Raw genomic sequence first — 18,693 nt, 5'->3', positions numbered from 1 at the left:
CGTCCGGGACCGGTCAGCCCGCCGCCTGGCGCCGCCGCGCGTGGCGGCGCGCCGCGAGCACCTCGACGAGGTGCCGGTTGCCGGGTCGGCTGGTCGCCGCCCGCTCGCTGGTGAGCCGCTTGCGCAACGCCGCGGTCGAGGTGAGCCGCACCGTCGCCACGGTGGCCAGGCCCAGCCGGGCCAGGAAGCGGTTGTTCTCGCGGTGCCCGTCGGTCACGGCGGTGACCTGGGCGACGTCCTTCTCCTCGGCCCACGTGACGGCGGCGTCCATCAGCAGGTGGCCGTAGCCCTGGCGGCGGCACTCCGGCTGCACCAGCAGGTAGGAGGTGTGCACCGCCGGCTCCAGCGACAGCGGGGTGATCGGGCCGCGCTGCAGGTGCAGCGCCGCCACCACGCGGCCGTCGTCCTCGACGACCAGCAGCCGCTCGTCGGGCTCGGCGGCGAGGTTGGCCAGCGCGCGCTCGGCCTCGGCGGTGGCCCGCTCCCCGGTCTCGGTGCCGGGGGCCACGCTCGCCCACAGGAGCAGCAGCTCGGCTGCGTCGCTGGGATCGGCCTCGCGGACCACGGACGCCTGGCGCGCCATACGACCTCCTGAGCGGACGTCCGCCAGGATGTCGACAGGGCTGACGGACGAAGGACACGGGGCCCGCACTAGTTGCAGGCTCAAGGAGTTGGATTGTTCCCGGGCATCGGCACGGCCGTCAACGTGACGACGGTCCTGGTGGGCAGCACCATCGGCGTCCTGGCCGGCGACCGGCTCCCCGAGCGCACCCGGACGGTGGTCACCGACGGTCTCGGACTGGTGACGCTGCTCATCGCCGCGTCGTCCGCGACGGCCGTCGCCTCGCCCGCGCTGGCGGCCGCCGTCGGCTCCTCGGCACCGATGCTCATCGTGCTCGGCGCGGTGCTCGGCGGCGGCATCGTCGGCTCGCTGCTGCGGCTCGAGGACCGCCTCGAGGCCTTCGGCGGAGTGCTGCAGCGCACGCTGGTGCGGCGTACCTCCCACCGGGCTGCAGGCGACCACGCCGACGCCGACGCGGTGGAGGCCCAGCGGGTGCGCTTCGTGCAGGGCTTCGTGGTGTCCTCGCTGGTCTTCTGCGTCGGCCCGCTCACCATCCTCGGCTCCATCGGCGAGGGCCTGGGCGACGGACCCGACCAGCTGCTGCTGAAGTCGGCCCTCGACGGCTTCGCCTCGATCGCCTTCGCGGCGGCCTTCGGCTGGGGCGTCGCGGCCTCGGTGGTGGCCCTGGTCGTGGTGCAGGGTGGGCTCACCGCCCTGGGCGTGGTCCTGGGCGACGTCGTCCCCGCGGCCCACCTCGACGCCATCACCGCGACCGGCGGCCTGCTGCTGGTGGGGGTGGCGCTGCGACTGCTCGACCTCAAGCAGGTGAAGGTGGCCGACCTGCTGCCGGCACTCGTCGTCGCCCCCCTGCTCACCGCCGCGGTCGTCGCCGTGCGTGCGGCGGGCGGCTGAGCCGTTCGACGCCCCACTGGGCTAGGCCGCTTCCGCCTCATTCGTCACCTGCGTAACGGTTCGCTAACGACCGCGGGTGGGGCGGCGGCGCCGCCGACACGCAGACCTACGGTTCTCTCGCGGTCGACGGCCCACCGGGACCGGCCAACCGCGGCACCCTTCCGCACCGCCGGTTAGCAAAGAGAAAGGTTCACCACGTGAATCGACGCAGAATGACCTCCTGGGGCAGGGTCGTGGCCGGCTCCGCCGCGCTCGTCCTGGCACTCTCCGCCTGTGGCGGGTCCGACGACTCGGACTCCGGCGACAGCGGCTCCTCGGGCGAGTCCGAGGCTCCCGCCGCCGCCGAGGGCGACGGCACCCTGACCATCGGCTCCCTGCTGCCCCAGACCGGCAGCCTGGCCTTCCTCGGCCCGCCGGAGTTCGCCGGCGTCGACCTGGCCGTCGAGGAGATCAACGAGGCGGGCGGCGTGCTCGGCGAGGACGTCGTGCACGTGCGCGCCGACTCCGGCGACACCGACTCGGGCATCGCCCCCGCCGAGACCGACAAGCTGCTCGACGCCGACGCCGACGTGATCGTCGGTGCCGCGTCGTCCGGTGTCTCGCTGACGGTGATCGACAAGATCCTCGCCGCGGGCGTCGTGATGTTCTCCCCGGCCAACACCTCCACCGCCTTCGACGAGGGTGACTACGCCGAGCCGGACCTGTACTTCCGCACGGCGCCCTCCGACATCCTGCAGGGCGCCGTGATGGCCAACCTGCTGCTGCAGGACGAGCGCTCCAACGTGGCGATCCTGGCCCGCCAGGACGCCTACGGCGAGACGCTCGCCCAGGAGGTCACCACCAACCTGGAGAACGCCGGCGCCACCGTCGCCGACACCGTCTTCTACGGCGAGCGCGCCCCGTCCTACGACTCCCAGGTCGCGGAGATCGCCGGTGCCGGTGCCGACTCGCTGGTGCTGATCGGCTTCGAGGAGACCGCCTCGATCGTGCCGCAGCTGATCCAGGCCGGCGCCGGTCCGCAGGACCTGCCGACCTACTTCGTCGACGGCAACACCGCCGACTACTCGGCCGACTCCGACACCCCGCTGCCTCCTGGCACGCTGGCCGGCACCAAGGGCACCATCCCCGGCGCCGACGCGGGCGACGACTTCCGCAACCGGCTGCTCGAGGTCGACCCCGACCTCAACAGCTTCGCCTACGCCGCGGAGTCCTACGACGCCGTGATCGTCTCGGCGCTGGCCGCGGTCGCCGCCGAGAACGACTCCGGTGAGGCCGTCGGTGGAGGCATCGTCGACGTCACCACCGGTGGCGAGAAGTGCACCACCTTCGCGGACTGCCTGGAGCTGGTCGAGGCCGGCGAGGACATCGACTACGACGGTGCCTCCGGTCCGATCGAGCTCGGTGAGACCGGCAGCCCCACCGCCGCGTCCATCGGCATCTACGAGTACCAGGACGACAACACCAACGAGGCCATCGAGTACATCGAGGGCGAGATCTGATCAGGGTCACTCGCTGACACGCCAAGGGCCCCGGGAGCTTCGGCTCCCGGGGCCCTTCGGCTTGTCCGGCGACGCGAGTGCCACACCAGCGTCGCCCTCGCCCGCCCATGACGACGCTCACGCCGCACTCGGCGGCTCCACCGGCTGGCCGGTGTGAAGCTGCCGAGTGCGGCGTGAGGGTCGGTCAGTCGGCCTTCTTGCCGAGCGTGCCGAGGTAGAGCTCGATGACGCGGGGGTCGTCGGCCAGCGACCGGCCGGTGCCGGTGTAGGCGCTGCGGCCCTGGTCGAGCACGTAGCCCCGGTCGCAGATCTGCAGGCAGCGACGGGCGTTCTGCTCGACCATGACGACCGAGACGCCGGCCTGGTTGATGTTGCGCGTCTGGACGAAGACCTCGTCCTGCATGACCGGGGAGAGGCCGGCCGACGGCTCGTCGAGCAGCAGCACGGAGGGCTCCATCATCAGGGCGCGCCCCATCGCCACCATCTGGCGCTCGCCGCCCGACAGGGACCCCGCGCGCTGCTTGCGGCGGGTGCCCAGCGCGGGGAAGATCCCCGTCACGAAGTCGAAGCGCTGGGAGAACTTGCCCGGCTCCTGGTAGCAGCCCATCTCGAGGTTCTCCTCGATGGTGAGGCTGGGGAAGACGTTGTTGCTCTGCGGCACGAAGCCGATGCCCTTGGAGACGAGCTGGTCGGCGCGCTGGTTGGTGATCTCCTGGCCCTTGAGCTCGACCGTGCCGCTGTGGACCGTGACCAGGCCGAACATCGCCTTCAGCAGCGTCGACTTGCCGGCGCCGTTGGGGCCGATGATGCCCACCAGCTCACCGGGGTGGCAGTAGAGGTCGGCGCCGTTGAGGATGTTGACCCCGGGCAGGTAGCCAGCGATGAGGTTGTCCGCGCGCAGCACGGCTCCCTCCGCGGCGGCGAGGTGGGCCTCGCGCTCCGGTGAGGTGGTGCTCTGCTCGCTCACGGCTTGTCCTTCCCCTCGAGCTCGGCCATCGCCTCGGCCTCGATCTTCTCCTCGTCGAGCTCGCTGAGGTCGGTGTCGTGGTGGGCGCCCAGGTAGGCGTCGATGACGCGGGGGTCGGCCATGACCGCGTCGGGGGTGCCCTCCGCGACGATGCTGCCCTGCGCCATGACGATGACCCAGTCGGAGATGTCGCGGACCATGTCCATGTCGTGCTCGACGAAGAGCACCGTGCGGCCCTCGTCGCGCAGCGACTTCACGTGCCCGAGCAGCGACTGCTTCAGCGCGGGGTTCACACCCGCCATGGGCTCGTCGAGCATGATCATCTCGGGGTCGACCATCAGCGCGCGGGCCATCTCGAGCAGCTTGCGCTGGCCACCGGAGAGCGAGCCGGCGAAGTCCTCGCGCTTCTTGGCGAGCAGGAAGCGGTCGAGCAGCGCGTCGGCGCGCACGGTGTTCTCGTCCTCCTGCTTGCGCCAGATCGAGGGGAAGACCGCCGACCAGAAGCGCTCGCCCTTCTGCCCCGTGGCGCCCAGGCGCATGTTCTCGATCACGGTCAGCTTGGCCAGCACCTTGGTGAGCTGGAAGGTGCGCACCATGCCCATCCGGGCGACCTTGTAGGAGGCCACCTTGCGCAGCGAGCTGCCGTTGAAGGACCAGTCGCCCTCGTCGGGCTCGTCGAAGCCGGTGAGCAGGTTGAACAGCGTGGTCTTGCCCGCGCCGTTGGGCCCGATCAGGGCGGTGATGACGCCGCGCTGGATCTCGATGTGCCCCACGTCGACGGCCTTGAGGCCGCCGAAGCGGCGTACCAGCCCGCTGCCGACGAGGATGGGGTCGGGCTTGGGCGCGCCCGGGTCGTTGGGAACCTCGCGCAGCGCGGCCCGGGCGGCGCCGACGTCGACGGCCCCCGTGCTCCCGGGTGTGGTCCCGGTCGTGTTCTCAGCGGCCATCGATCGCGATCTCCCTACGGTCGCCGAAGATCCCCTGCGGTCGGAAGATCATCAGCAGCATGAGCGCCAGGCCGACCAGGATGAAGCGGACCAGGCTGGCCTGTTGGTTGGACATGATCACCTCGGGGATCAACGGGTTCGCCCCGCTGGTGGCCTGGCTGAAGAGCGCCCCCAGGCCGGACAGCAGGAACCAGAAGATGATGGCACCGACGACCGGGCCGAGCACCCGGGCGGCGCCGCCGATCAGCAGCGCGGTGTAGGCGAAGAAGGTGATGTTGGTGCCGTAGTCGCTGGGCACCACCGAGGCCTGCCGCAACGCCAGGAAGAGGCCGGCCAGACCACCGAAGACACCACCGAGGACGAGCGCCTGCATCTTGTAGGCGAAGACGTTCTTGCCCAGGGAGCGCACGGCCTGCTCGTCCTCGCGGATCGAGCGCAGCACGCGCCCCCACGGGCTGCGCATCAGGGCCCACACCAGCAGGCTGCACAGCGCCACCAGGATCCAGCCGACGGTGGCCGCCCACAGGTCGTTGCGGCTGAGCGCGAAGATGCCGAGGTCGATGCCGGAGCCGTAGGGGTTGAGGTCCTGGAAGGGGCGGGCGTAGCCGGTGAGGCCGTTGGAGCCGCCGAAGATGTCGCGCATCTCGACCGACCCGAAGACCAGCCGCAGGATCTCGGCCGTCGCGATCGTCGCGATGGCGAGGTAGTCGGCCCGCAGCCGCAGCGTCGGGAAGCCCAGGACCACCGCCAGCACGACCGGCATGAGCAGCGCCATCACCAGGCCGGCCACGAAGGGCAGGTCCATGATCACGATCGGCACCGCGAGGCCGTACGCCGCGACCGACATGAAGCCGGCCTGGCCGAAGTTGAGCAGCCCGGTGTAGCCGAAGTGCACGTTGAGCCCGATGGCGGCCAGGGCGAGCACGATGGCCTGGGGGCCGAGCGCCTGCGACAGCGCGGCGCGGAGGATCTCGAACAAGTCCATGACGTAACCCCCTCTACCCGACGCGCTGACGACGGCCCAGGATGCCCTGGGGACGGATGAGCAGGACCAGGATCAGCACCACGAGGGCGCCCACCTCCTTGATCGAGGACGGCACCCCGAAGAGCGGCCCGACCTCGACCATGAAGCCGATCACCATCGACCCGAGCAGCGCGCCCCAGATCGTGCCGAGACCGCCCAGCGTCACCGCGGCGAAGACGAGCAGCAACAGCTTGAAGCCCATCAGGAAGTTGACCTGCGAGTTGACCGCGAGCAGCGCGCCGGCCAGGCCGGAGAGCGCCGTACCGAGGATCCACGCCGCGGCGACGACGCCGTCGACGCGCATGCCGGAGCTCGCGGCCAGCGGCGGGTTGTCGGAGACCGCGCGCATCGCCTTGCCCAGGCGCGTCTTCATCAGCGCGATGCAGGTCACGGCGATCACGACGATCCCGACCAGGATGATCACGATCTCCTTGTCGGCGATCGCGATCGGCCCGTAGGTCTGCCGCTGCTGGGTCGTGTACTGGCTCAGCGACTTGGTCTGCGGGCCGAAGAAGTACTGGAAGAGGTAGCGCAGGAAGAGCGCGAAGCCGATCGAGACGATCATCATCGCGATCAGGCCCGTGCCGCGTTTGCGCAGAGGTCGCCACAGGCCGCGCTCCTGGACCCAGCCGAAGCCCGCCGCGAAGACCATGGCCAGCAGCCCGGCCACGATCACCGGGAGCCCGAAGGAGACGTTGAAGACCCACGTCATGAGGCCGCCGAAGGTGATCAGCTCGCCGTGGGAGAAGTTCGTCAGGCCGGTGGTGCCGAAGATCAGCGACAGTCCGAGCGCGGCCAGCGCCGTGATCAGGCCGAACTTCAGTCCCGAGACCAGCGCCGCGGAGAGCTGGAAGCCGAAGCCGGCGGTGTCGGCCGCCTGGGTGCCGATGTTGTAGACGACGATGTTGGGCCCGTTGAGGGGGGCCCTGACCTCGCGGGTGTTGCCCGTCTCGTCGTCGAGGGCGATGCCGTCGGGCAGCGTCTCCTCGTCGAGCTCGACGGTGTAGGTGCCGCTGCCCGGGATCTCGATGATGGCGATGCCGTTGTCGGCCGTCTCGGCGGAGCCGAGCTCACCGCCGTCGGCGTCGGTCGCGCTGATCGTCACGCCGGGCACGGGCTCACCCTCGTCGAGCAGGCGCACCGAGAGGTACGGCCCGTCGGGGACGGTCGGCGCGGCGCTCTCGGACTCGGTCGGAGAGGGCTCGTCGGTGGGCTCGGCCGCGACGGGGGTGCCCGCCGCGGTGGTGCGTCCCTCGGCCACGGCCTGGGCGGCCGTGGGGAGCAGGAGGAACACGAGCAGCACCGCCAGTGCCACTAGTCGTCTCGCCACGCAGGATCTCCTCGTCGGCTTGCCTGGGCAGTGGGTCCGGGGCAGTTTAGGAGCAAGACGGCCCGAGCCGTGCCCTCGAGGCGCGATCTGGTGGCTGCCGTTGCCGAACGGTGACCTTCGGGTCTAGCCCGGCTGCTCCGGCGGCGCCGTGTCGCCCGGGCCGTGCTCGACCACGCCCTCGGCCACCTGGCGCATCGAGAGCCGCAGGTCCATGGCCGTCTTCTGGATCCAGCGGAAGGACTCGGGCTCCGAGAGCCCCAGCTGCTGCTGCAGCACCCCCTTGGCCCGGTCGAGCGCCTTGCGGGTCTCGAGCCGGTCGCTCAGGTCGGCCACCTCGGCCTCGAGCTGGGTCAGCTCGGCGTACCGGCTCACCGCCATCTCGATGGCAGGCACCAGGTCGGCCTGGGTGAAGGGCTTGACGAGGTACGCCATGGCTCCCGCGTCGCGCGCCCGCTCGACCAGCTCGCGCTGGGAGAAGGCGGTCAGCATGACCACGGGGGCGATCCGCGCGCGGGCGATCCGCTCCGCGGCGGCGATGCCGTCGAGCCTCGGCATCCGCACGTCCATCAGCACCAGGTCCGGCCGCAGCTCCTCGACCAGCTCGACGGCCCGCTCGCCGTCGGCGGCCTCGCCGACCACGGCGTACCCCAGCTCGACCAGCATCTCGGCCAGGTCCATCCGGATCAGCCCCTCGTCGTCGGCGATGACGACGCGGCGGGCCGTGCTCGTGGTGCTCGGGTCGGCGGTCACGGGCAGCAGCGTAGTGGCCGTGGGATAGCGTGGCGCCGCCCGGTGAGACGACGTCCGTCCCGGAGCCCCGGTATCCCAACGGCAGAGGAAGCGGTCTCAAACACCGTCCAGTGTGGGTTCGAGTCCCACCCGGGGCACGTGCGCCTCAGCGTCGGTACGCCGGGGCCACCTCGTTGATGGCGTCGCCCATCTTGTGGATCCGCAGCGCGTTGGTCGAGCCGGGGATGCCGGGGGGGCTGCCGGCGATGATGACGACGAGGTCGCCCTCGGCGACCCGGCCGCTCTGGAGGAGCTGCTCGTCGACCTGGCGGACCATCTCGTCGGTGTGCTCCACCGCGGCGGTCTTGAAGGTCTCGACGCCCCAGGTCATCGAGAGCTGGGAGCGCACCTTGGCCTCGGGGGTGAAGGCCAGCACCGGGACGGCGCCGCGGTAGCGCGCCAGCCGCCGCGCGGAGTCACCGCTCTGGCTGAAGGCGACGAGGTACGACGCGCCGACGCGCTCGGCGACCTCGGCGGCGGCCTTGGCGATGATGCCGCCCTTGGTGCGCGGCTGCCAGTCGATGGCCGCCATGTCGTGCAGCGCGTGGTCCTCGGTGGAGGCGATGATCCGGGCCATCGTCTCGACGGTCTCGATGGGGTACTCCCCCACGCTGGTCTCGCCGGAGAGCATCACCGCGTCGGCGCCGTCGAGCACGGCGTTGGCGACGTCGGAGGCCTCGGCCCGGGTCGGGGCGGGCGCGCTGATCATCGACTCCAGCATCTGGGTCGCCACGATCACCGGCTTGGCGTTGCGGCGGGCCTTCTCGATCACCCGCTTCTGCAGGAAGGGCACGTCCTCGAGCGGGCACTCCACGCCGAGGTCACCGCGCGCCACCATGAAGCCGTCGAAGGCCTTGACGACCTCGTTGAGGTTGTCGATGGCCTGCGGCTTCTCGATCTTGGCGATGACGGGCACCATGACGCCCTCCTCGCGCATCACCGCGCGGACGTCCTCGGCGTCCTGGGCGTTGCGCACGAAGGAGAGCGCGACGAAGTCGACGCCGAGGCGCAGGCCCCAGCGCAGGTCGGCGACGTCCTTCTCCGACATCGCCGGCACGCTGACCGGCACCCCGGGCAGGTTGATGCCCTTGTGGTTGCTGATCCGGCCGCCGACGACGACGGTGGTGTGCACGTCGGTGCCGGAGACCTCGGTGACGCGCAGGCGCACCTTGCCGTCGTCGATCAGGATCTGGTCGCCGGGGCCCACGTCGCCGGGGAGGCCGTCGTACGTCGTGCCCGCGATCTCGTTGTTGCCCGGCACCTCGCGGGTGGTGATGGTGAAGGACTGGCCCGCGTGGATGCGCGCGGAGCCCTCGGCGAAGGTGGCCAGCCGGATCTTCGGGCCCTGGAGGTCGACGAAGATGCCCACCCCGTGCCCCGACTCGTCGGAGGCCTGCCGCACGTGGCGGTAGACGGCCTCGTGGTCCTCGTGGCTCCCGTGGGAGAGGTTCATCCGGGCGACGTCCATGCCGGCGGCCACCAGCTCTCGGACCCGCTCGAGGCTCGAGGTCGCCGGGCCGAGGGTGCAGACGATCTTGGCTCTACGCACGGTTCACCACCCTAGCCGCCCCTGGAACGATCCAAGGAATCACGCGGTGAGAGGCCGCTCCGTGGGCGGGATCGGGGCGGGCAGGTTGGTCGACCCGGAGAGGTAGGCGTCGACGGCCGCGGCGGCGGCCCGGCCCTCGGCGATGGCCCACACGATCAGCGACTGCCCGCGACCCACGTCGCCGGCGGCGAAGACGCCCTCGACGGAGGTCTGGTAGCCGCTGTCGCGGGCGACGTTGCCGCGGTCGTCGAGCTCCACGCCGAGCTGCTCGACGAGCCCCTGCTGCTCGGGGCCCACGAAGCCCATCGCGAAGAGCACCAGCTGCGCGGGGATCTCGTGCTCGGTGCCCTCCAGCTCGTGCAGCTTGCCGTCGCGGAACTCGACCTCGACCAGGCGCAGCGCGCGGACCCGGCCGTCGTCGTCGCCGAGGAACTCCTGGGTCGAGACGGCGTAGACCCGCTCGCCACCCTCCTCGTGGGCCGAGGCGACGCGGTAGACCATCGGGTAGGTCGGCCAGGGCTGGTTGGACGGGCGGTCGTCGCCGGGGCGCGCCATGATCTCGAGCTGGGTGATCGACCTGGCGTCCTGGCGGATCGCGGTGCCGAGGCAGTCGGCGCCGGTGTCGCCGCCGCCGATGATGACCACGTCGAGCCCGTCGGCGCGGATCTGCCCGTCCACCTCCTCGCCCAGCGAGGCGCGGTTGGACTGCGGCAGGTACTCCATGGCCTGGTGGATGCCGGCGAGGTCGCGGCCCGGCACCTGCAGCTCGCGGGCGGCGGTGGCGCCCATCGCGAGCACGACGGCGTCGTAGCGCTCGCGCAGCTGGTCGCCGGTCAGCGTGTCGCCGACCTGGACGCCGGCGCGGAAGACGGTGCCCTCGCGACGCATCTGGTCGAGGCGACGGTCGAGGACCTTCTTCTCCATCTTGAACTCGGGGATGCCGTAGCGCAGCAGGCCGCCGATCTTGTCGGCCCGCTCGTAGACCGCGACGGTGTGGCCGGCGCGGGTCAGCTGCTGGGCGGCCGCGAGACCGGCGGGCCCGGAGCCCACCACCGCGACGGTCCTGCCGGTGAGCCACTCGGGCGGCGCGGGGCGCACGGCACCGGACTCCCAGGCGCGGTCGATGATCGAGACCTCGACGTTCTTGATCGTCACCGGGTCCTGGTTGATGCCGAGGACGCACGAGGTCTCGCACGGCGCCGGGCACAACCGCCCGGTGAACTCCGGGAAGTTGTTGGTCGCGTGCAGCCGCTCGATCGCGCCGTCCCAGTCGTCGCGCCAGACCAGGTCGTTCCACTCCGGGATCAGGTTGCCCAGCGGGCAGCCCTGGTGGCAGAAGGGGATGCCGCAGTCCATGCAGCGCCCCGCCTGGGTGGTGATGATCGGCAGCAGCGCCCGCCCCGGCCCGCCGGGGTAGACCTCGTTCCAGTCCTCGACACGCTCGTCGACCGGACGCCGCTCGGCGACCTGGCGGTCGTGCTTGAGGAATCCCTTGGGATCAGCCATGGAGCGCCTCCATCATCTTCTCGGCGACCTGCTTCTCGTCGAGCCCGTCGGCCTCGGCCTTGGCCTTGGCCTCCATCACGATGCGGAAGTCGCGCGGGATGATCTCGGTGAAGCGGGTCAGTGCGGTCTCCCAGTCCTCCAGCAGCCCGGCGGCGACCTCCGAGCCGGTCTCCTCGTGGTGGGCGCGCACCAGGGCCTCGAGCTCGACGGCCGCGTCGTCGGTGACGGGACCGAGCTCGACCAGGTCCTTGTTGACCCGGAAGTCCTTCAGGTCCAGCACCCACGCGACGCCGCCGCTCATGCCGGCGGCGAAGTTGCGCCCGGTCTTGCCCAGCACCACCACCCGGCCGCCGGTCATGTACTCGCAGCCGTGGTCGCCCACGCCCTCGGTCACCAGGTGGGCGCCGGAGTTGCGGACGGCGCACCGCTCGCCGACGCCGCCGCGCACGAAGATCTCGCCCGACGTGGCGCCGTAGGCCAGGGTGTTGCCCGCGATGATGTGCTCGTGGGCGGCGAAGGTGGCCGCCCGGTCCGGGCGCACCACGAGCCGACCGCCGGAGAGGCCCTTGCCGACGTAGTCGTTGGCGTCGCCCTCCAGGCGCAGCGTCACGCCGGGCGGCAGGAAGGCGCCGAAGGACTGCCCCGCCGAGCCGGTGAAGGTGAGGTCGATCGTGCCGGGGGGCAGCCCCTCGGCCCGGTAGCGCTTGGTGACTTCGTGGCCCAGCATCGTGCCGACGGTGCGGTTGACGTTGCGGATCGCCAGCTGCGCCCGCACCGGCTCCCCGCGCTCGAGCGCGTCGGCGCTGAGCTCGATCAGCTCGTTGTCGAGCGCGTGCTCGAGTCCGTGGTCCTGGGCGTGCACCTGGTGGCGCGCGGAGTCCTCGTGCAGCTCGGGCACGTGGAAGATCGGCGCGATGTCGAGACCCGCGGCCTTCCAGTGGTTGACCGCCTCGGTGGCGTCGAGCACGTCGGCGTGGCCGATCGCCTCGTCGAGGCTGCGGAAGCCGAGCTGTGCGAGCAGCTCGCGCACCTCCTCGGCGATGTAGGTGAAGAAGTTGACGACGTACTCCGCCTTGCCGCTGTAGCGCTCCCGCAGGACGGGGTTCTGCGTCGCGACCCCGACCGGACAGGTGTCGAGGTGGCAGACCCGCATCATGATGCAGCCCGAGACCACCAGCGGCGCGGTGGAGAAGCCGTACTCCTCGGCCCCGAGCAGCGCGGCGACGACCACGTCGCGGCCGGTCTTGAGCTGGCCGTCGGTCTGCACCACGATCCGGTCGCGCAGGCCGTTGAGCAGCAGCGTCTGCTGGGTCTCGGCCAGGCCGAGCTCCCACGGACCGCCGGCGTGCTTGAGCGAGGTCAGCGGGGAGGCCCCGGTGCCGCCGTCGTGACCGGAGATGAGCACCACGTCGGCGTGCGCCTTGCTCACGCCCGCCGCGACGGTGCCGACCCCGACCTCGGCGACGAGCTTGACGTGCACCCGCGCCGAGGGGTTGGCGTTCTTGAGGTCGTGGATCAGCTGGGCGAGGTCCTCGATGGAGTAGATGTCGTGGTGGGGCGGCGGCGAGATGAGGCCGACGCCCGGCGTGCTGTGGCGGGTCTTGGCCACCCACGGGTAGACCTTGTGGCCGGGCAGCTGGCCGCCCTCGCCGGGCTTCGCGCCCTGCGCCATCTTGATCTGGATGTCGTCGGCGTTGGTGAGGTACTCGGAGGTGACGCCGAAGCGGCCGGAGGCGACCTGCTTGATCGCGCTGCGCCGCTCCGGGTCGTGCAGCCGGTCGGCGTCCTCGCCGCCCTCGCCGGTGTTGGACTTCGCGCCGAGGCGGTTCATCGCGATGGCGAGCGTCTCGTGGCTCTCCTTGGAGATCGAGCCGTAGGACATCGCGCCGGTGGAGAAGCGCTTGACGATCGCCTCGACCGGCTCGACCTCGTCGACGTCGATCGGCTCGCGCCCGGTGACCGAGCCGTCCTTGAAGCGGAAGAGCCCGCGCAGGGTCATCAGCCGCTCGGATTGCTCGTTGACGCGCGACGTGTACTGCTTGAAGACGTCGTACTTGCCCTGCCGGGTCGCGTGCTGGAGCCGGAAGACGGTCTCGGGGTCGAAGAGGTGCGGCTCGCCCTCGCGGCGCCACTGGTACTCGCCGCCCACCTCGAGCGAGCGGTGCGCCGGCGCGACCCCGCTGACGGGGTACGCCGTGCGGTGGCGCATGGCGACCTCCTGGGCGATCACGTCGAGCCCGATGCCGCCGAGCTTGGAGGTGGTGCCCGTGAAGTACTTGTCGACCAGCTCCTGGGAGAGCCCGAGCGCCTCGAAGATCTGCGCGCCGGTGTAGGACGCCACGGTGCTGACGCCCATCTTGGACATCACCTTCAGCACGCCCTTGCCGAGCGAGCGCACCAGGTTGGCGACGGCCTTCTCGGGCTCCGCCTTGACGTAGTAGGCGTCGCGGGCGAGGTCCTCGACGGTCTCCATGGCCAGGTAGGGGTTGACCGCGGCGGCGCCGTAGCCGATGAGCAGCGCGACGTGGTGGACCTCGCGCACGTCGCCGGCCTCGATGACGAGACCGACCTGGGTGCGGGTCTTCTCGCGCACCAGGTGGTGGTGCACGGCCGCGGTCAGCAGCAACGACGGGATCGGCGCCTTGGTGGCGTCGGAGTGCCGGTCGGAGAGCACGATGACGCGGGCGCCGTCGCGGATGGCGTCGCTGACCTCGCGGCAGATCTCGTCGAGGCGCTCGGCGAGGGCCTCGCCGCCGCCGCTCACGTCGAAGAGGCCGCGCGAGACGTGGGCGATGAAGCCCGGCATGTCGCCGTCACGGTTGATGTGGCGGATCTTGACCAGCTCGTCGTTGGTGATGACCGGGAAGGGCAGCACCACCTGGCGGCACGAGGCCGGCGAGGGGTCGAGCAGGTTGGACTCCGGCCCGATCGCGCCGGCGAGGCTGGTGACCAGCTCCTCGCGGATCGCGTCGAGCGGCGGGTTGGTCACCTGCGCGAAGAGCTGGGCGAAGTAGTCGAAGAGCAGCCGCGGCCGCGAGCTCAGCACGGCCACCGGGGTGTCGGTGCCCATCGAGCCGATCGGCTCGGCGCCGGTGTTGGCCATCGGGGTCAGCAGGACCCGCAGCTCCTCCTCGGTGTAGCCGAAGATCTGCTGGCGCCGGGTGACCGAGGCGTGGGAGTGGATGACGTGCTCACGGTCGGGCAGGTCGGGCAGGTCGATCAGCCCGGCGTGCAGCCACTCGTCGTAGGGGTGCTCGGTGGCGAGGGCGGTCTTGATCTCCTCGTCCTCGATGATGCGGTGCTCCTCGGTGTCGACGAGGAACATCCGGCCCGGCTGCAGCCGGCCCTTGCGCACGATCCGGTCCTGCGGGATGTCGAGCACCCCGACCTCGCTGGCCAGCACGACCAGGCCGTCGTCGGTGACCCAGTAGCGCGACGGCCGCAGGCCGTTGCGGTCGAGCACGGCACCGACCTGGGTGCCGTCGGTGAAGACGACGCAGGCGGGGCCGTCCCACGGCTCCATCATCGAGGAGTGGAAGCGGTAGAAGGCGCGCCGCTTGGCGTCCATCTCGCCGTGGTTCTCCCAGGCCTCCGGGATCATCATCAGCACCGAGTGCGGGAGGCTGCGGCCGCCGATGTGCAGCAGCTCGAGCACCTCGTCGAAGGACGCCGAGTCGCTGGCGCCGGGCGTGCAGATCGGGAAGAGCCGCTCCAGGTCGCCCGGGATCAGGTCGGACCGGAGCAGCGCCTCGCGGGCGCGCATCCAGTTGCGGTTGCCCATCACGGTGTTGATCTCGCCGTTGTGGGCGATGAAGCGGAAGGGGTGCGAGAGCGGCCAGCTCGGGAAGGTGTTGGTCGAGAAGCGCGAGTGCACCACCGCGACCGCCGACTCCACCCGCTCGTCGACCAGGTCGGGGAAGACGTGGTCGAGCTGGTCGGTGGTGAGCATGCCCTTGTAGGCGATGGTGCGGCTCGAGAGCGACGGGAAGTAGGCGTCGGTGTCGTGCTCGGCGCGCTTGCGCAGGCAGAAGGCCAGGCGCTCCAGCGCCATGCCGACGAGCCGGCTGCCGCGGGCGGCGACGAAGAGCTGGCTGAAGGTGGGCATGCAGTCGAGCGCCGTGCGGCCCAGCGACGACGGGTCGGTGGGCACCTCGCGCCAGCCGAGCACGGAGAGGCCCTCCTCCTCGGCGATCTCCTCGATCCGGCGGCGGGTCTTCGCGACCTGCTCCTCGTCGCCCGGGACGAAGGCGGTGCCGACGGCGTAGCCGTGGCGGGAGGGCAGGTCGAAGTCGACGACCTCGCGGAAGAAGCGGTCGGGGACCTGCATCAGGATGCCGGCGCCGTCGCCGGAGTTGGGCTCCGCGCCTGCGGCACCGCGGTGCTCGAGGTTGCGGAGCGCGGTGAGGGCCTGCGCGACGATCGCGTGGCTGGGCTCCCCGGTCATGGTGGCCACGAAGGCGACGCCGCAGGCGTCGTGCTCGTGGAGACCGTCGTACAGACCCTGGGCTGGCGGGAATGCCTGCACGTGCGTCCTCCCAACGTGTTACTCGCGTGGTGCTCTGAGCATGCTGGTGCTGGGACGACGTTGGCCCATGCAGAAGGTGCAGCGTAACTCAGCAGACCCTCCAGAGCCTCTTCCGTCCCGGGGGCGGACATCGCGTGACACCGGTCACGCTCGCTTTACAGACGGAGGCTGTTTGTCAAAGGCTGGGGCGCATGAGGATCCTGCTCGACGAGTCCGCCTGCACCTCCATCGGCATGTGCGAGTCACTGGCCCCCGACGTCTTCGAGCTCGACGACGACGGCCTGCTGCTCGTGCACGACGAGGAGCCCGAGGAGGCCCGGCGGGCCGAGGTCGTGGCGGCCTGCGAGGCCTGCCCGAACTCCGCCCTGACGGTCGAGGGCTGATGCCGCACCTGGTGGTGGTGGGGGGCTCGCTGGCCGGGCTGCGGGCCGCGGAGGCGGCCCGGGCCGCCGGTCACGAGGGCCCGGTCACGCTGGTGGGCGCCGAGGAGCACCTCCCCTACGACCGGCCGCCCCTGTCGAAGCAGCTCCTCGCGCCCGGGGGCACCACCGAGCACGCCCCCCTCCGCACCGAGGAGCAGCTCGACGCGCTGGGCGTGACCCTGCGGCTCGGCGCCGCGGCGACCGCCCTCGACACCGCCGCGCGGCAGGTCGTCGTCGGCGACGCCGGGCTGTCGTACGACGCCCTCGTGGTGGCCACCGGCGCCACGCCCCGCACCCTGCCCTGCGCGCTGTCGCGGCCGCGCGGCGTGCAGGTGCTGCGCACCCGGGACGACGCGCTCGCGCTGCGCCGCGCCCTCGACGCCGGCGCCCGCACCGTGGTGGTCGGTGCCGGGCTGGTCGGCCTCGAGGTGGCCACCGCCGTGCGCGACCGAGGGGCGCCGGTGACCGTGGTGGAGCTCACCGAGCAGCCGCTCGCCCGGGTGGCGGGCCCGGCAGCCGGACTGCTGGTCGGCCTGGTGCGCTCCGCCGGCATCGACCTGCGGGTGGGCACGGGCGTGCGGGCGCTGGAGCAGCACCACGGCACCCTCACCGGCGTACGCCTCGACGACGGCAGCCGGCTGCCCGCCGACCTGCTGGTGGTCGGCATCGGCGCCGCGCCGGCCACCGCCTGGCTGGCCGGCAGCGGCGTCGAGGTCGACGACGGCGTGCTCTGCGACGCGACCCTGAGCACGTCGGCCCCCGGGGTGTGGGCCGCCGGCGACGTGGCCCGGGTCGGGCGGCGCACCGAGCACTGGACGGCGGCCCACGAGCAGGGTCGGCTCGCCGGCGCCAACGCCGCGGCCTGGCTGCGCGGCGAGCCGCAGGGCGAGCTGGACGGGACGCCGTACGTCTGGTCGGACCTGTGCGGGAGCAAGGTGCAGCTGCTGGGCGAGACCGACGGGGCCGACGCCTTCGAGGTGGTCGACGGACCCGACGGCACCGACGGTCCCTGGCTCGCGCTGCACGGGCGCGAGGGACGGCTCGTGGGCGTGCTCGCCCGCGACCTGCCCGGCCGGGTGATGAAGTTCCGCCGGCTGCTCGGCACCGCCACGCTCGAGGAGGCGCGGGCGCTCGCGACCAGCCGGCCGCTGCCCCGCGCGCGAGCTCACTCCGCCTGAGCGGGCTCCTCGGTGGTCTGTCCGTGGCCCTCGCGGTGGACCGAGGCCTCGCGGCTGTCGTCGCCGCGGTGGCGGCGTCCGACGACCACGAAGTACGCCGCGGCGGCAACCCCGAGCACGATCGAGGTCCACACGTTGAAGCGCAGGCCGCCGACGTCGGCCAGCTCGACCGGGTCGATCCGCAGCATCTCGATCCACCCGCGGCCCAGCGTGTAGAGCAGCACGTAGAGCGCGAAGACGCGGCCGTGGCCGAGCCGGAGCCGGCGGTCGAGCAGCACCAGCACGGCGGCTGCCGCCAGGTTCCAGAGCAGCTCGTAGAGGAAGGTCGGGTGGAAGGTGGCGAACTGCTCGTAGCCCAGCGGCCGGTTGGCCGGGTCGATCTCCAGGCCCCAGGGCAGCGTGGTCGGCCCGCCGAAGAGCTCCTGGTTGAAGTAGTTGCCCAGCCGGCCGATCGCCTGGGCGACGATCAGGCCGGGCGCCAGCGCGTCGGCGAAGGGGCGGATCCGGATGCCGTGGCGCCAGCAGTAGAACCACGCGCCGAGGAAGCCGCCGGAGATGGCGCCCCAGATGCCGAGGCCGCCGTTCCAGACCTGCAGCGCGCCCCACGGGTCGCCCCCGGGTCCGAAGTAGAGCTGGTGGTCGGTGGCCACGTGGTAGAGACGCGCGCCGATGACGCCCGCGGGCACCGCCCACAGCGCCACGTCGGCGACCTCGCCCGGGCGGCCGCCGCGAGCCACCCACCGCCGGTCGCCGATCCACACCGCGGCGAAGACGCCCACGATGATGCCGAGCGCGTAGGCCCGGATCGGGACGGGTCCGAGCTGCCAGACTCCTTGCGAGGGGCTCGGGATCGAGCCGGGGACGAGCAGCAGGTCGGCGATCATGGGTCCTCCCGCAGGATCCGCTCGAGGTCGTCCGCCATCGCGGCGGGGGTGGTGGAGTGGCTCCACAGCAGGTCGGCGCGACCGTCGGCCACCGAGACCGCCACGGTGCCGCGGCCGTCGTCGAGGCGCACCTGGAGCGCGTCCGCCAGCGCGGCGACGTCGTCGGTGGAGCCCCGGACGCCGCGGAAGGCGGGGTCGAAGCGGTCGAGGTGGCGGCGCAGCACCGCGGCCGTGTCGTACGCCGGGTCGGTCGTCACGAAGAGCACCTCGACCTGCCCCCGCTGCGCCTCGGGGAGCAGCGCGACGGCGCGGGCCAGCGTGCTCAGCACGACCGGGCAGATGGTGGTGCACCGGGTGAAGCCGAAGAAGACCACGGCCCGCCCGGGCTCCGTGGCCAGGTCGACCGGCTCCCCGTCGGTGTCGCTGAGCGCGACGGCCGGGACCGGCTGGCGGTCGCCCTCCGCGAGCAGCGCCCCGCGGTAGCCGTCGTCGTCGGCGCCGCCGAGGTCGCTCACGGCGGCCGTCTCGCCGGTCCAGCCGCAGCCGCCGAGGGCGACGAGCGCCACGAGCGCCGTCAGCCACGCCACCGCCACGCGGGG

The 18,693-nt window shown here is 72.0% G+C and carries 15 protein-coding genes and 1 tRNA gene; 5 read left to right on the top strand and 11 right to left on the bottom strand.

Annotation, left to right across the window (positions count from 1 at the left end):
* Nucleotides 1-13: 13 nt before the first annotated feature.
* Nucleotides 14-583 carry a GNAT family N-acetyltransferase gene (locus IG63_RS0116755; protein ID WP_051707038.1) on the bottom strand — a complete coding sequence of 190 codons (570 nt, stop codon included), beginning with the start codon at nucleotides 581-583 and terminating at the stop codon, nucleotides 14-16.
* A gap of 93 nt (nucleotides 584-676) precedes the next feature.
* Between IG63_RS0116755 and IG63_RS0116750 the strand changes: the two genes are divergently transcribed.
* Both IG63_RS0116750 and IG63_RS0116745 read left to right on the top strand, forming a co-directional pair.
* Nucleotides 677-1,474: a DUF554 domain-containing protein gene (locus tag IG63_RS0116750; RefSeq protein WP_030485500.1), complete on the top strand. Its 798-nt coding sequence runs from the start codon at nucleotides 677-679 to the stop codon at nucleotides 1,472-1,474.
* Nucleotides 1,475-1,671: 197 nt separating this feature from the next.
* Nucleotides 1,672-2,973 (top strand): ABC transporter substrate-binding protein, encoded by a 1,302-nt coding sequence (locus tag IG63_RS0116745; RefSeq protein ID WP_245604476.1) that lies wholly within the window; start codon nucleotides 1,672-1,674, stop codon nucleotides 2,971-2,973.
* A 184-nt stretch (nucleotides 2,974-3,157) separates the two neighbouring features.
* Here IG63_RS0116745 and IG63_RS0116740 read toward each other — a convergent pair whose 3' ends face one another.
* The 5 genes from IG63_RS0116740 to IG63_RS0116720 form a co-directional block, all read right to left on the bottom strand.
* The gene (locus tag IG63_RS0116740; RefSeq protein WP_030485498.1) at nucleotides 3,158-3,940 is read right to left on the bottom strand and encodes an ABC transporter ATP-binding protein; all 783 of its coding nucleotides are present in this window, start codon (nucleotides 3,938-3,940) and stop codon (nucleotides 3,158-3,160) included.
* A complete protein-coding gene (locus IG63_RS0116735) occupies nucleotides 3,937-4,887 on the bottom strand; it encodes an ABC transporter ATP-binding protein (RefSeq protein WP_030485497.1) in 951 nt (316 codons plus the stop codon). The genes IG63_RS0116740 and IG63_RS0116735 overlap by 4 nt, the downstream gene beginning before the upstream one ends.
* Nucleotides 4,877-5,872 (bottom strand): branched-chain amino acid ABC transporter permease, encoded by a 996-nt coding sequence (locus IG63_RS0116730; protein WP_030485496.1) that lies wholly within the window; start codon nucleotides 5,870-5,872, stop codon nucleotides 4,877-4,879. Before IG63_RS0116730 ends, IG63_RS0116735 begins: the two co-directional genes overlap by 11 nt.
* 13 nt (nucleotides 5,873-5,885) lie before the next feature.
* Complete coding sequence (locus IG63_RS0116725) at nucleotides 5,886-7,241, bottom strand: ABC transporter permease subunit (protein WP_157210249.1); 1,356 nt, start codon at nucleotides 7,239-7,241, stop codon at nucleotides 5,886-5,888.
* Nucleotides 7,242-7,364: 123 nt separating this feature from the next.
* Nucleotides 7,365-7,991: an ANTAR domain-containing response regulator gene (locus tag IG63_RS0116720; protein ID WP_036195969.1), complete on the bottom strand. Its 627-nt coding sequence runs from the start codon at nucleotides 7,989-7,991 to the stop codon at nucleotides 7,365-7,367.
* A gap of 64 nt (nucleotides 7,992-8,055) precedes the next feature.
* Between IG63_RS0116720 and IG63_RS0116715 the strand changes: the two genes are divergently transcribed.
* Nucleotides 8,056-8,128: transfer RNA gene (locus IG63_RS0116715), tRNA-Leu, on the top strand.
* 8 nt (nucleotides 8,129-8,136) lie between these two features.
* Here IG63_RS0116715 and pyk read toward each other — a convergent pair.
* Genes pyk through gltB form a run of 3 tightly spaced genes read right to left on the bottom strand, consistent with a single transcriptional unit; the run spans nucleotide 8,137 to nucleotide 15,610 of the window.
* The gene (gene pyk / locus IG63_RS0116710; RefSeq protein WP_030485493.1) at nucleotides 8,137-9,579 is read right to left on the bottom strand and encodes a pyruvate kinase; all 1,443 of its coding nucleotides are present in this window, start codon (nucleotides 9,577-9,579) and stop codon (nucleotides 8,137-8,139) included.
* Between the two features lie 39 nt (nucleotides 9,580-9,618).
* Nucleotides 9,619-11,085, bottom strand: a complete 1,467-nt coding sequence (locus IG63_RS0116705) for a glutamate synthase subunit beta (protein WP_030485492.1) — start codon at nucleotides 11,083-11,085, stop codon at nucleotides 9,619-9,621.
* On the bottom strand, nucleotides 11,078-15,610 hold the full coding sequence (gene gltB / locus IG63_RS0116700) for a glutamate synthase large subunit (protein WP_030485491.1): 4,533 nt from the start codon (nucleotides 15,608-15,610) through the stop codon (nucleotides 11,078-11,080). The genes IG63_RS0116705 and gltB overlap by 8 nt, the downstream gene beginning before the upstream one ends.
* A gap of 191 nt (nucleotides 15,611-15,801) precedes the next feature.
* Between gltB and IG63_RS0116695 the strand changes: the two genes are divergently transcribed.
* Nucleotides 15,802-15,993 carry a ferredoxin gene (locus tag IG63_RS0116695; RefSeq protein WP_030485490.1) on the top strand — a complete coding sequence of 64 codons (192 nt, stop codon included), beginning with the start codon at nucleotides 15,802-15,804 and terminating at the stop codon, nucleotides 15,991-15,993.
* Nucleotides 15,993-17,210, top strand: a complete 1,218-nt coding sequence (locus IG63_RS0116690) for an NAD(P)/FAD-dependent oxidoreductase (RefSeq protein ID WP_030485489.1) — start codon at nucleotides 15,993-15,995, stop codon at nucleotides 17,208-17,210. The genes IG63_RS0116695 and IG63_RS0116690 overlap by 1 nt, the downstream gene beginning before the upstream one ends.
* Here IG63_RS0116690 and lgt read toward each other — a convergent pair.
* Nucleotides 17,198-18,094 (bottom strand): prolipoprotein diacylglyceryl transferase, encoded by an 897-nt coding sequence (lgt, locus tag IG63_RS0116685; protein WP_051707036.1) that lies wholly within the window; start codon nucleotides 18,092-18,094, stop codon nucleotides 17,198-17,200. The genes IG63_RS0116690 and lgt overlap by 13 nt on opposite strands.
* Nucleotides 18,091-18,687, bottom strand: a complete 597-nt coding sequence (locus IG63_RS0116680) for an SCO family protein (RefSeq protein WP_169741814.1) — start codon at nucleotides 18,685-18,687, stop codon at nucleotides 18,091-18,093. Before IG63_RS0116680 ends, lgt begins: the two co-directional genes overlap by 4 nt.
* Between the last annotated feature and the right edge of the window lie 6 nt (nucleotides 18,688-18,693).

This window comes from Nocardioides aequoreus (assembly GCF_000720335.1).
Lineage (GTDB): Bacteria > Actinomycetota > Actinomycetes > Propionibacteriales > Nocardioidaceae > Marmoricola > Marmoricola aequoreus.
Note: the sequence above shows the minus strand (reverse complement) of the source record. Positions and strands in the feature narration are given on the sequence as shown.

What these genes read in the sequence shown, in the direction of transcription:
- IG63_RS0116755 (WP_051707038.1), bottom strand. Translation starts at nt 583, where the DNA reads ATGGCGCGCCAGGCGTCCGTGGTCCGCGAGGCCGATCCCAGCGACGCA.
- IG63_RS0116735 (WP_030485497.1), bottom strand. Translation starts at nt 4,887, where the DNA reads ATGGCCGCTGAGAACACGACCGGGACCACACCCGGGAGCACGGGGGCC.
- IG63_RS0116730 (WP_030485496.1), bottom strand. Translation starts at nt 5,872, where the DNA reads ATGGACTTGTTCGAGATCCTCCGCGCCGCGCTGTCGCAGGCGCTCGGC.
- IG63_RS0116705 (WP_030485492.1), bottom strand. Translation starts at nt 11,085, where the DNA reads ATGGCTGATCCCAAGGGATTCCTCAAGCACGACCGCCAGGTCGCCGAG.
- IG63_RS0116695 (WP_030485490.1), top strand. Translation starts at nt 15,802, where the DNA reads ATGAGGATCCTGCTCGACGAGTCCGCCTGCACCTCCATCGGCATGTGC.
- IG63_RS0116690 (WP_030485489.1), top strand. Translation starts at nt 15,993, where the DNA reads ATGCCGCACCTGGTGGTGGTGGGGGGCTCGCTGGCCGGGCTGCGGGCC.
- lgt (WP_051707036.1), bottom strand. Translation starts at nt 18,094, where the DNA reads ATGATCGCCGACCTGCTGCTCGTCCCCGGCTCGATCCCGAGCCCCTCG.